Origin of the sequence: Novosphingobium sp. (assembly GCF_031417815.1) — a bacterium.
Taxonomy (GTDB): Bacteria; Pseudomonadota; Alphaproteobacteria; order Sphingomonadales; family Sphingomonadaceae; genus Novosphingobium.
In genome coordinates, this window is the sequence record NZ_JANOWI010000053.1 from 1 (window position 1) to 12,318 (window position 12,318).

Sequence of the window (12,318 nt, forward strand, 5' to 3'; positions counted from 1 at the left end):
GCTTCAAGCTCACCGCCACTGGCAAGATCAAGCACGGTGCGGTTGGCAAGCGCCACCGTTTGATCAGCCACAACGCCAAGTACATCCGTCAACACCGCCGGACCGATACGATCTCTGACCAAGACGCGAAGACGATCAAGAAGTGGGCGCCCTACGGGCTCGGCTGAAATCCAGGAGTACTAAGAAATGGCACGTGTCAAACGGGGTGTTACCACCCGCACCAAGCATAAGCGGCTTCTCGAACAAGCCAAGGGCTATCGCGGCCGCCGCAAGAATACCATTCGCGTTGCGCGTCAGGCGGTCGAAAAGGCCGGCCAGTATGCGTACCGCGATCGCAAGGTCAAAAAGCGGAGCTTCCGCGCCCTGTGGATCCAGCGCATCAACGCTGCGGTTCGCGCCGAAGGGCTAACCTATTCGCAGTTCATCCACGGCACCAAGCTGGCCGGCATCGAGCTCGACCGCAAGTCGATGGCCGATCTGGCGATGAACGAAGGCGGCGTGTTCAGCACCGTGATCGCACAGGCCAAGGCAGCCCTGCCCGCCTAAGCGTTTCGACCGCAATTCTGCGAAAGGGCGTGCACTTCATCCGAGGTGCGCGCCCTTTCCGCATTGAGGGCGCGAGGCTTGCTCTTCGACAGCGCCTCGGGCAGACCTTGCGAGCGAACGAGTGTAGGTCGCTGGAATTCGTGAAGGCTATCGCGCGATGATGAAGACTGCGCTCGAAGGTGCGGTGGCGATCCATTTCTATCGCCCCTCGCCCGAGCTGGCCCCCTATGTCTCAACCTACTACCTGACCGAGGTCAATCTTGGTCAGGGCGGCAAGGTGGAGGATTGGCTGCACCCCGAATGGGCCAACCTGCGCTTTACCGCGCAGCCGCGCTTGTCCAGCGCGCTGGGCAATGCGCCCTTGCAGGCACTGCCCGAGACGATCTTTACCGGGCCAACCAGCCAGAGCGCCCATTTCGTGATCGAAGGCCGTGCCCGGGTCTGGGGCGTGGGCCTGTTGCCCGCGGGCCTTGCCCGTTTCGTCGCCGCACCGGCAAGCGATCTGGCCGACCGGATTGTGCCGGTCGCACCCGGCGGCCCGCTGGCTCCGTTTGTGCGGATCGGCGAAAAGGTCCTGACCGGAAAGCGCGATCCGGCAGGCGAAGCGGCCCGCATCGATGGCTTCATGCTGGCCGTGCTGGCTGAAACCCGGCCCAGCGAGGAAGAGGCCCGGGTGCGCCAGGCCCACGCCGCGCTGATCAACGACGATACCACCTCGGTGGCCGATCTGGCCGCGCAGCTTGGCATGTCGTCACGCTCGCTCGAACGGCTGTCGCTGCGCGCTTTCGGCTTTTCGCCCAAGCTGTTGCTGCGCCGTCAGCGGTTCCTGCGCAGCCTGGCGCAATTCATGCTTGATCCTTCGCTCAAATGGATTGCCACGCTTGATTGCCAATATGTTGACCAGGCGCATTTCGTCCGCGATTTCCGGCGTTTCATGGGGATGAGCCCAAGCCGCTATGGCGCGCTGGAACATCCGGTGCTGCGCGCTGCAGCGCAGGCCCGCGCGGCTTCCGCCGGGGCTGCAGTGCAGGCGTTGCACCGGCCCTGAGCGCCGTCAGTCTGGGCGCTGCCCGTGCGATAATGCCAGCCGCCGCCGGCGCACTGCCGGGGGCAGGCCATCGTACAAAGCAGCGATCGGTGCGGGCTGGCTTTCCAGCTGGTCCGTCTCGCTCGGCGCCGGTGCGTGCATGGCCTCGCGGCGGCGCAGCCGGGCCGCCGCCGCCCGCAGATCGCTCGCCAAGGGCACGTTGAACAAGCGGGCGATTGCCACCCAGACCACGATCGGAAACATATAGAACACCGATTGGCGCAGCACCGTCAGCACCAGCCCATCGCGAAATGCGACAACGAAGATCGGCAGGAAGCACATATAGGCCGCAACCTTGAAGGTTGATTGGTCACTTTCCACGAAACGGCGGTAGATCAGACCCAGGACATAGCCCCAGGCGCCGCACAGCATGATCACCCCCAGCCAGCCCAGCCCCATCCAGCCGACCCCGGGCAGTGAATATGTCGCCCCGATCGGGTAGCCGTAGTCGAACATCGAGAAAAACTTGATCGGCGGCCCGATCGGCTTGCCCGGCCACAGCACGCGCGGGATCGGTTCGGTGAAGATCTGCAGCAGTTCGGTGAAGTAGGTGTACGACTGGCTGCGCTGCGGCACCACGTAGACCACGTATTCGAGGTATTCCATGTTCGACCAGTCCATCCCGCCCAGGAATGGCTCGCTGCTTTCGAAGTTGATCCGGCTGTCCACCTCGCCGCCCAGCGCCGTCCGCAAACCATAGCCACGATCCTGCCCGATCGCGACGAACAGCGCGCCGATCGCCAGCAACCCCATCGCGGCGCGGAGCGGCGGGTACTTGCGCCGGATGTGGTAGAGATAGAACAGTCCCAGCGCGAACAGCGCAGCGATAAACGGCCCGCGCCCCCCGGTGCCGGCCCGCACCAGCACAAACACTGCCGCCGGCAGCAGCGCCAGAAGCCGAAACCGGAACACCCAGGCGATGATCGTGGTCAGCGGCACCAGCATCAGCTGGGCTTCATAGAAGTAACCGGTGCCCGTGGTGTTGTAGGCAACCCCGGTTGTCCGATCGAGCACCATGTCGGCATAGGCTTCGTTGTTCAGCGCCGCGCCGAACTGGCCCCACAGCGACCAGACCGCCACCGGCGCGCAGATCGCCATCGCCCAGATGAAATAGCGCGACAGCCGATAGCGTTCATCCTGCAGCAGCGGATCGGCGACAAATCGCATCTCGACCGCGCCCGATCCAGGGCGAAAGCTGAAGAAAGCGAAGGCAAGAAAACCCAGGTTCGCAGCCAGCAGCGCAACCGTGCGATCGCCGGTTGTGGGCATGAAGTGATGGGCGCGGTAGACGTAATCGTATTCGAGCCAGATCGAGAGCACCGGCCGCAGGACAAAGACGAGACCGTGGAACAGACAATAAAGCGTGAAGGGATGGAAGACGCTGAAATACCGGCTGCGGAGGTAGGTTACGCTGACTGCCACATAGGCAAGCAGCGAGAGCGCGACGGCAACTTCAAACACCTGCAACCCTCGCCAGTCTAATGTGCCCAGATCGGCTCTTGGCAGGCCGGTACAGCATTGACAAGCGCAGGGGCGGATTGCAAAGCGCGAACCAGCGCGTGGAGCGATTGGTTCCATTCGCCCCGATGGCCTGCAACGCCAGCAAAGAACCCAAGGCCGGCTTGTTGGAGAGGCAATCGCTGCGTGCTGAATAATCTGGAGGACAGGCTGCGCGGGAACATCCGGCGCTTGATGCCGCATAGTGTGGTAAATCGGGTCCGCAGGTTCAGGCGTCGCGATTTGCTGCGGGCCTATGCCGATGCCGGCATCATTTTCATTCATGTCCCGCGAACCGCCGGGACAAGCTTTTCCAACGCGCTATACGGTATGCACATCAACCATTTCACGATCCGTGAAATGTTGCCCTTGCTTGCCGCCGATGCCGCTGGCCTGGCCCGCTTTGCAATCGTGCGAAACCCGTGGGACCGCGCCGTCTCCGCCTGGGCATTGACCCGCGCCGGCCGCAGTAGCGATGGTGTGGCGCATGTCCGCAGCGCCGCGCGTTATCAGATTCCCGAATTCCGCACTTTCGAACATTTCGTGCATGATTGGCTGGCCCATCGCAACCTTGCCGAAGGCGATGTAGTGTTTCGGGCGCAGTCCGACTTCTTGCTCGACAAGGACGCCCGCCTTGCGGTCGATCACCTTGGTAGATTTGAAGACCTTGCATTGACGGAACGCTGGCTGCGCGAACGGCACCCGGTGATGCGCCCACTTCCCCACCTCAATCAGGCACCGCGCCACCCCTACCGGATGCATTACACCGCAGCCAGCCGTGATGCAGTCGCGCAGATTTATGCGCGCGACATCGACCTGTTCGGATACGATTTCTAGCCCAGCAACTCGCGGAAATAAGCGATCGTCTTGACCAGCCCGTCGCGCAATTGCACGCTGACATCCCAGCCGAGCTGTTCGCGCGCGCGGGTGATATCGGGCTGGCGCTGGCGCGGATCATCCTGCGGCAGCGGCAAGAATTTGAGTTGCGATTGCGCCCCAGTCAACGCGATCACCGCTTCGGCCAGTTCGAGCATCGAAAACTCGCCCGGATTGCCCAGATTGATCGGTCCGGCAACATCATCGGGGGTGGCCATCATCGCCATCATCCCGCGCACCAGATCGTCGACATAGCAGAACGAGCGGGTCTGGGTGCCATCGCCGTAGATCGTGATGTCCTCGCCCTTCAGCGCCTGGACGATGAAGTTCGATACCACGCGCCCGTCGTTGGGGTGCATGTGCGGGCCATAGGTGTTGAAGATCCGGATCACCTTGATCGCCAGACCGTGCTGGCGGCGGTAATCGAAGAACAGCGTCTCGGCGCACCGCTTGCCTTCATCGTAACAGCTGCGCGGACCGATCGGGTTGACGTTGCCCCAATAATCCTCGGTCTGCGGATGGACCGCCGGATCGCCATAGACCTCGCTGGTCGAGGCCTGGAGGATCGGCACCTTGAGACGTTTGGCCAGCCCGAGCATGTTGACCGCGCCGACCACGCTGGTCTTGGTCGTCTGGACCGGATCGAACTGGTAATGCACCGGCGAAGCCGGGCAGGCGAGATTGTAGATTTCGTCCACTTCCACGAACAGCGGAAGGGTGATGTCGTGGCGCATCAGCTCGAAATCGGGATGGCCCAGCAGTGGCGCGACATTGCCGCGTGTTCCGGTGAAGAAATTGTCCACGCAGAGCACCTGGCTGCCCGCTTCAAGCAGGCGCGCGCACAAGTGTGAACCGATAAACCCGGCCCCGCCGGTGACCAGAACGCGCTTCTTGGTGGAATAGCGGGACGGGCGAGCGGCTGCGGTCATGGCATTGGTCTTCTTGCGTAAAAGCGGGCGGAGAATTGCGCGGGCTTGCCTAGGCCAGCCCCGATTTGCAAGCGGCATCGCGCCAGAAGGCCTCGATCCGGGCCTGGGCTTCGGCATTGCCGGGATCAAGCAGCACGTCCACCGCATCGGCCAGCCGATCCGTATCGCCCAGCCAGGCGCGCGCGTGCGAAGCGGCGACCATGGCGGTCCAGCGCGCCTCGTCCGCGCCCATCGCCAGCAGTGCTGCGGCCAGGCTTTGCGGCTGGCCGGGTTCGCAGATGTAGCCGTTGACGAGATTGCGGACCAGCACATCGGCTGAACCGACCGCGCTTGACGCAATCACCGGCAGACCGAAGGCCAGCGCCTCGTTCACCACCAAGCCCCACTGTTCTTCCAGGCTGGGGAGCACCAGCGCCAGGCTTTCGGCAAGGCGCTGTGCCACTTCATCGGCGCGCAGAAACCCGGGGAAGTCGATTGCGTCGGCCACGCCCAGCGCTGCGGCACGGGCACGGATCGCGGCTTCTTCCACCCCCGATCCGATCAGCACCAGCCGCCGCGCCTCGGCCCCGGCAGTGGCGCGATAGAGCGCGAAAGCTTCGACCAGTTCGGTCAGGTTCTTCTTGTCGACGAAGCGGCCGACATAGGCAAAGTTGCGCTGTGCAAAGGGCTTGCCAGCGGGCGCCAGCTGCCTCTCGCCCATCGCCCGGATCCGCGCCACCCCGATGCTGTCATAGCCCGGCAGCACTGGCCGGCGGCGAAAGCCGAGAAAACGGAAATAGGCGCGATGCCGGCTCGCTCCGACAATCGCCGCACTGTATGGTGCCAGCGCTGCCGCTTTCAGCAGTTCGAACCCGGCGCGGCGCGGCTTGTCGTCGAACTTGCTTTCGCTGAGCACCGCGACGCGCACGCCCCACAGCCGCAGCAGCCAGCTAAGCGCGATCACATCGGGTTCGTTATAGCCGATCCCGATCAACACCAGATCGCAGCGCCGAAGTGCTCTGAACTGGGCCCACAGCCGCCGCGGCCAGGCAATTGCATCGTAATTGGATCCGGGAAACAGCACCAGTTTGCGCGCCGCTGCGGTCTGTCCCGATGCTTCCCAGGCATAGGTATCGCTGCTGGTCGCCACCTCCACCGCCAGCACCTCGGCGCGCCCGGCAAGCCGCCGCCCCACAGCTTCGCAGCGATCGATGTGATAGGCGGCAAACTGCGCGAACAGCAGTCCCACACGCTTTGGCCTGTCCGGCATGTTCGCGGCCCCAAGCCCCCGTTTGACCTAACCAGGGCTTCGCATAGCCGCCTGCCGGACAGGCGCAAAGGCAATTTTCCGAAGGTCTGCGGCGCTTTCTAGTTGCCCCAGATCTGATGGTGGAAGGCAATCCCCAGATCGGTCGGGGCGCGATCGATCGGCTGGGCGGCCGGATTGGCGATCACCAGCCTGAGGTTGCCCGCCTGCGGTTCGATGCTGCGCAGTTCGAGCCCCTGAAATCCGCCGACAAAGCGCACCGATTCGACGTAGTCGGTCGGCTGCATGTCGGGGATCGGCAGCACCACGCTTGCGCTGCTGCCCGCAGCGATGGATGGCAGGTCGTAGGCTGGAAACACGGCTTCAAGCGGGTCCTGCTCCACCCCTGCGCCGCGCACCGCATCTTCGCTCAGCACCACATCGCGTTCGGTCTGCTCAGCGAACCAGCCTTCGAATTCGACGAATTCGTTGGCGGCGTTGAGCCCTGCATTCGGCGCGGTCACGCACAGCAAACCAAGCGGCTGGTTGCGCAAATTCCACTGCGTTCCTGCAACCGCACCGGCATAGGTGGTGACATTGACATCCTTGCCAGCTTCAATCCGCCTGCTTGGACCATCGGCAATGTTGGGGCCGTTGTCTCCGGCCCGGCCGAGCCACAGTCCGGTGAGCTGCTGACCAGCCCCGACGGTCAGGCTGGGAGAGGCATAGACCCGCGCGCGGGCGAGCAGCCCGGCGGGCCCGTAGGCATAGCGATATTCCCCGTCGCGCAGCAAAAAGCGCTTGCGCCAGTGCCGCAGCCGCTCGAAATTGTAGACCTCGCGCACCCCGGCGATGGTGATGTCAAGCGTGCCGGTCATCGAATTGAGCGGAATGCTGTAAGGGTCCGACGGGTGGTTGAGGCGCAGCGTGCCGCTGAACGTGGCGACCCCGTCATAGCCGGCAACGCCGTTGTTGGTTTCAAGCAGGCGATAGCCGCCAAACCCGGTGATCGTCAGATCGTGCACGGTGACGCTGCTTTTACCCACAGCGTTGACCACGCAAACCTGGCTGGAAAGCGAAGCGCCGGCCGCATCGACGATGCTGTTTTCAAAATGCCCGGAAATGATCGTCAGCTGCGCGCCGGCCTCGGCGTTAACCAGCCCCTTGCAGGCCCGTGCGCGCGGCCGGTTGAGCAGCGTGTTGCGCACTTCGGCAAAGTTGAAGGCATAGCCGAAGCTGGGCTGGCTGGTCAGGCAGCCATCTTGCCAGCAATCCTCCAGCGTCAGCCCTTCGCAGTATTGCGCATGCACCGTGCCCGCGCCCATCAGCCGTCCGCCGATCCGGTCCAGCCGCACGCGTTCGGCATAGCTGATCGAGACGCCATCTTCAGCCGGGCCGACCAGCGTCACATCGCGCAGCGTCCAGTCGCGCAGCGGCTGCAGCTTAAGCAGCCGCTTGTTGAGCCCGGTGACGCTGGCCAGGGCCAGCGCTTCGGGCATCGGCCGGTCAAGCCGCACGACATTGCCGGTGATCGCAACGACGCTGGCAAACGACCAGTTGAGCGTTTCGGGCTTATCGTACGGCAGTTCGCCGAGCTGCCACAGCACCGTATCGCCCACCGCCAGCTGCGCCCCGCCGCCGCTCGCCAGCGTCACCTCCATCGATCCCGCCACCACGTCCGCGCCCAGCGGCAAGGTCAGCACCGGGCTGACCTGGCCGGGCGAAAACACGATCCCCCGCCCTTCCCCGATGCGGGTCAGTGTGGCGCCGCCGAAATCCAGCGGCGCATCGCCCTGCCGCACCAGCTGGATCGGCGGATTGCCCTGGACTACGGCTTCGCTCGCCTGGATCCGGTCGATCCGGTAGCGCGGCGCATGGAACGCCGCGCCGCGCGCAGAGACGGCGGCAGCGTAAGCCAGCGTAGCACGCATCGCAGGTCCATCATCGGTCACCCCGTCACCTTTCGCGCCGCCGGCTTCGATCGTGATACGGCCGCCTTCAGGCAGAGCGCGGAAATAGCGTCCGTTGCTGGATCGGGCCACCAGGCGGGGATGGGCGGCGAACAGCGCCGCCGTGGCGAGACTGTCGGCGACGTAGCGCCACGGGCCAAGCCCCACCACATCACGGCCGTTGGTCTGCACCACATCGGTGCCGGTGCGGATGTTCTGGTTGGCGAAATCGGTGAAAAGGAAATCAGGCATGGGTCGGGTGTGCTCCTGCGCGCCCTCGGGCGAATTGGGGTCAGGCGAATTGGGTGAGGATCAGTTCGCGCAGCTGCCGCGCCATCCACATCGCATCGAGATTGTGGCCAAACTGGTTGGGATGGGTGCTGTCGGTTGTGACGGTGTACATGCCCGCCGGATCGTTGCGGAACGTCAGCGCGATCCCCGCGCCGCCGGCGGTGGCGTTTACGTCGATCGTGACCTGCGTCGCCGAATCGACCGAAGCGACGCGGGCTCCAACCGGGATGCCTGTGCCCAGCACCATCGATCCGACCACCACGCCGCTGGTCGAGGCCAGCGCAGTAATGATCTTGCTGGCAGCGGTCAGCGTGCCGGTGGTGACGGTAGAGCTGATCGTGCCCTTGCGCAGCACCGGCCCGGCGCCCAGCCGGTCGATGAACCAGACATTGGACAGGCCGGCGCAAACTTCCTGGCCAGCGTCGCGCATCCGGTAGATATCGAGCGGCGGTGCTTCGGTGGGCCAGGTTGGCCCGAACACCACCAGCGGCTTGCCCGGACGCTGCACCTGCCAGTGATCGACCATCGCGAAGAGACCCTTGGCGATTGCCGCCTGATAGGTCGCTGCGCCGTTCCAGTTGGCGCTTTGCATGCCGTTGTCGTTGATGCTCATCATGATGACGCCCAGCGCGGGGCTAGGCGCGGCATTGGTGATCTGGTCGGTGAAGCCGTTGAGGGCGAGGTCTGAAAGCCGGTTGGCGTCCTGCCAGTTGACCTTGCCGCCGGTGGCGGGGTTAAGGATCCCGGTCCCGCCGACCGCGCCCAGCGCGCAGTTGCAGCCGATCGCACGGATCGCCGAGACCGCTTCGCCGTCATATGGCCAGGCGCCGGTGCCTTCGCCAAAACTGTCGCCAATCACGGTAACCAGCGGATAGCTGCGCGAAACCGTGCCGATTTCGTTCGCGTTCTGCGTCAGGATCCCGCCGTGCCGCCCGCCTGACAACTCGATCCGGATGCGGCGCGTACCCGAAGTGGGAAAGACCACCAGCAGCGGGCGGAACGCGCCATCGGCCGGAACGGTCGCAGTGCCGGCCACCTTGTCGCCCACCAGCACGCGGAAATTGGGCGCGGTGGCATCGATCACGCTGCACAGCACATAGCTTTCGAAGCGCGTGCCGGTGTGGATGAATTCGTAGCTCGAGTAGTTGGTCTGGCGCGATGCCCCGTACCACGCCCCGCGCGAGGCGTAAGTGATGTTGGCGTCCTTGTCGGCCGCGCCCGAAAGCCAGCTGACCTTGCTGCGATCGGTCACGCCGGTGAACGTGCCGCCGGCAAAGGTCGAGGCGGCGCCGCCGGCCGGAACGGTGATCGCAGCCACGTCACCGGCCAGGGTGCGCCAGGCGGGCTGCGGGAATATGGCCTGGGTGCGGAGCGCCTTGATCAGTGCCTGCGTGTTGGCCGAGCGGGACTGGGCGGCCGCCATGCCGCGTGCGATGATATCGGCGCTCATTGGGCAAGCCGATAGCTGACACTGCCCGAAGCCAGCGTGATTTCAAGATAGAGCCGGGCGGCGCTTTCGCTTTCTTCCCACACTGCTTCGCAGACATTGCCAAAGTACTGGCCCCAGACATTGCCGTTGACGGTCAACGGCTGGCGGGTGGTGCCGCCATCGACCGACCGGGTGACGCTGACGGTTCCGCTCCAGGTGCCGGTCAAAACCAGCATCACCGCGCGGCCCAGTGCTGGCTGATAGGGGCCGGCGACGGTGCTGGCTGCGGCGGTAGCGGCAAGCGGCGTGGTTGCGGCGCTGGCACCGATCGAGACCGGCAGCGGCGCGGCGGCGGCGACCTGGATCATGCTGCCGTCGACATCGGCGTAGGCCACGGCCCGGGTCACGGCATAGCCGACCGGGTTCTGAATGGGTGTGGGCATTTTGGCTCCTTTGCGAATCGGAGCCGGTCAACTAACCGATCTGGTTCATTGTAGGAAAATGGTTTTCCAATCAGGAAATATTGCCACTGGCTTTGGCGCACAAAATTCTCTGCGCAATCAGGGCTTGGCGCGTGACACAAGCGGGGGTTGTGGGCTAGCCAGCCGAAGTCCGATATGCGCACCGCGGTTTTCCATCCCGGCACCCAGCACAGCTGGCAGACCGCCCTCGCCCTGCAGCAACTGCAGCGGCTGGAATGGTACGCCACCTCGATCTTTTACCAGCCCGGCCGCTTTCCCTATACGCTTGAAAAGGTGCTGCCTGGCCCGCTCGCCGCGCGCCTCCACCGCGAATTTCGGCGCTTCCGGCACGACGGGATCGATCCGGCACTGGTCCGTACCGGCGGGATCAGCGAATGGCTGGAACGGATCGCGATGCGCAGCGGCGCGCGGCGGCTGGCGCAGCGGATCGATGCTTGGGGCAACCGCCGCTTCGTTGGTCACCTGGCCAGCGATGTGGCGTCGGACAGGCCATTTGCACTGTGGGGCTACAATGCCAGTTCGCTGTCCACGTTCCAGCTGGGCAAGGCGCACGGACGCACATGCATCCTTGATCGCACCAACGGCGATTTCGCGGTCTATAACGCGATGATGGACGAACTGGCGGCCAGCCACGGCCACTGGTTCGTGCCGACCGAGCGCCGCGTGCCGCAAGCAACGATCGACACCGACCGGCAGGAGTATGCGCTGGCCGACCGGATCCTGGTGGGCAGCAACTTCGCCCGCGCCACCCTGATCGAAGCGATGCAGGAGCCTGCGATTGCCGCCAAAACGCAGGTGCTCAACTATTGCTATGACGAGGCGCTGTTCGCGCAACTGCCGGCACCGCAGCCGGTGGATCGCAGCAAACCGGTCAAATTCCTGTTCCTTGGCCTGGTGATCCCGCGCAAGGGCATCCACCTGCTGCTCGAAGCGATTTCGCGGATCCCCCCCAGCGCCGCCGAACTCACCATTATCGGCGACCTGCAGATCCCGCGTGCGCTGTTCGCCCGCTATGCGCACCGCTTCAGCTATCACCCCACCGTGGCCCGCGCCGACGTGCCCGCGATCATGGCAGCCCACGATGTGTTCGTGTTGCCGAGCTATTTCGAAGGCGCCGGGATCACGTTGTACGAGGCACTGGCGGCCGGCTGCGCGCTGATCCAGTCTGACCGCTGCGCCGAAGCGGTGAGCCCCGAAACCGGGATAATGCTTGACCGGCTCGATGCCGATGCGCTCCACAGCGCGATGATGACGGCGATCGAGGACCGTGACCGGCTGGACGCGTGGCGTGCCGCAGCGCAGGCCCGCGCCCGCCACTTCAGCTTTGCCCGCTACCGCGACAGCATCGCCGCATTGCTCAAGGAGATGGACCTGTGGGACTGACGAGGTTGCGGGTGCTGCTGACCGGGGCCAGCTCGTTCACCGGGGCGTGGTTTGCGATGACGCTGGCAGGCGATGGACACCAGGTGGTGGGCACGCTGCAGCACCGGATGGAGGACTATCCCGAGCTTGAACGGCGACGCATCGCCATGCTGCAGGAAGCGGGCGTCACGCTGGTCGAACAGGCCAGCTATGGCAATGCGGTGATGCAGGACCTGGTCCGGCAAGGGTTCGATCGGCTGTGCTTCCATGCCAGCGATGTGCGCGATTACCGCAGCGCCGATTTCGATCTTGGCCGGGCGCTGCAGGCGAACCTGACCGGAATGCGCGAGGCCAGCCTTGCCGCCAAGGCGGCGGGAACCGGGCGGATGATCTGGACTGGCACCGTGTTCGAACCACACGAAGCACGCGGCGACCGGCTGGACGAAGCCATCACCCCCTACGGTCTCAGCAAATGGCTGAGCTGGCAGGCGCTGGCCTATTACGCCGCCGAAGCCGGGCTGCCGCTCGGCAAATTCATCGTGCCCAATCCGTTCGGCCCGCTCGAGCAGCTCCGGTTTTGTACCTATCTGGTGAAATACTGGGCGCGAAACGAGAGACCTGAGGTTCGCACCCCCGACTACATCC

Annotated in this window: 12 protein-coding genes; 6 read left to right on the forward strand and 6 right to left on the reverse strand. The window is 64.6% G+C overall.

Annotation, left to right across the window (positions count from 1 at the left end; all coding sequences use genetic code 11):
• From RMN99_RS13390 to RMN99_RS13400, 3 genes are all read left to right on the forward strand, one after another.
• Positions 1–167: bL35 family ribosomal protein (locus tag RMN99_RS13390; protein WP_309623835.1), on the forward strand; the 167-nt coding region annotated here is incomplete at its 5' end.
• Between the two features lie 19 nt (positions 168–186).
• The gene (rplT, locus tag RMN99_RS13395) at positions 187–546 is read left to right on the forward strand and encodes a 50S ribosomal protein L20 (RefSeq protein WP_309623824.1); all 360 of its coding nucleotides are present in this window, start codon (positions 187–189) and stop codon (positions 544–546) included.
• Positions 547–703: 157 nt separating this feature from the next.
• The gene (locus tag RMN99_RS13400) at positions 704–1,594 is read left to right on the forward strand and encodes a helix-turn-helix domain-containing protein (RefSeq protein WP_309623825.1); all 891 of its coding nucleotides are present in this window, start codon (positions 704–706) and stop codon (positions 1,592–1,594) included.
• Between the two features lie 6 nt (positions 1,595–1,600).
• Here RMN99_RS13400 and RMN99_RS13405 read toward each other — a convergent pair whose 3' ends face one another.
• Positions 1,601–3,094: an O-antigen polymerase gene (locus RMN99_RS13405; RefSeq protein ID WP_309623826.1), complete on the reverse strand. Its 1,494-nt coding sequence runs from the start codon at positions 3,092–3,094 to the stop codon at positions 1,601–1,603.
• A gap of 279 nt (positions 3,095–3,373) precedes the next feature.
• Between RMN99_RS13405 and RMN99_RS13410 the strand changes: the two genes are divergently transcribed.
• Positions 3,374–3,967 (forward strand): sulfotransferase family 2 domain-containing protein, encoded by a 594-nt coding sequence (locus RMN99_RS13410; RefSeq protein ID WP_309623827.1) that lies wholly within the window; start codon positions 3,374–3,376, stop codon positions 3,965–3,967.
• Here the strand turns inward: RMN99_RS13410 and RMN99_RS13415 are convergent.
• The 5 genes from RMN99_RS13415 to RMN99_RS13435 form a co-directional block, all read right to left on the reverse strand.
• Positions 3,964–4,935 carry an SDR family oxidoreductase gene (locus RMN99_RS13415; protein ID WP_309623828.1) on the reverse strand — a complete coding sequence of 324 codons (972 nt, stop codon included), beginning with the start codon at positions 4,933–4,935 and terminating at the stop codon, positions 3,964–3,966. The two genes, RMN99_RS13410 and RMN99_RS13415, sit on opposite strands and share 4 nt — an antisense overlap.
• A gap of 49 nt (positions 4,936–4,984) precedes the next feature.
• On the reverse strand, positions 4,985–6,163 hold the full coding sequence (locus RMN99_RS13420; protein ID WP_309623829.1) for a glycosyltransferase: 1,179 nt from the start codon (positions 6,161–6,163) through the stop codon (positions 4,985–4,987).
• Between the two features lie 119 nt (positions 6,164–6,282).
• On the reverse strand, positions 6,283–8,361 hold the full coding sequence (locus RMN99_RS13425; protein ID WP_309623830.1) for a hypothetical protein: 2,079 nt from the start codon (positions 8,359–8,361) through the stop codon (positions 6,283–6,285).
• Between the two features lie 40 nt (positions 8,362–8,401).
• Positions 8,402–9,850 (reverse strand): hypothetical protein, encoded by a 1,449-nt coding sequence (locus tag RMN99_RS13430; protein ID WP_309623831.1) that lies wholly within the window; start codon positions 9,848–9,850, stop codon positions 8,402–8,404.
• Positions 9,847–10,272 carry a hypothetical protein gene (locus RMN99_RS13435; protein ID WP_309623832.1) on the reverse strand — a complete coding sequence of 142 codons (426 nt, stop codon included), beginning with the start codon at positions 10,270–10,272 and terminating at the stop codon, positions 9,847–9,849. The genes RMN99_RS13430 and RMN99_RS13435 overlap by 4 nt, the downstream gene beginning before the upstream one ends.
• A gap of 174 nt (positions 10,273–10,446) precedes the next feature.
• Here RMN99_RS13435 and RMN99_RS13440 point away from each other — a divergent pair, with 174 nt between their 5' ends.
• On the forward strand, positions 10,447–11,694 hold the full coding sequence (locus RMN99_RS13440; protein WP_309623833.1) for a glycosyltransferase family 4 protein: 1,248 nt from the start codon (positions 10,447–10,449) through the stop codon (positions 11,692–11,694).
• On the forward strand, positions 11,685–12,318 hold a 634-nt coding region (locus RMN99_RS13445), incomplete at its 3' end, for an NAD(P)-dependent oxidoreductase (RefSeq protein ID WP_309623834.1). The genes RMN99_RS13440 and RMN99_RS13445, both read left to right, overlap by 10 nt.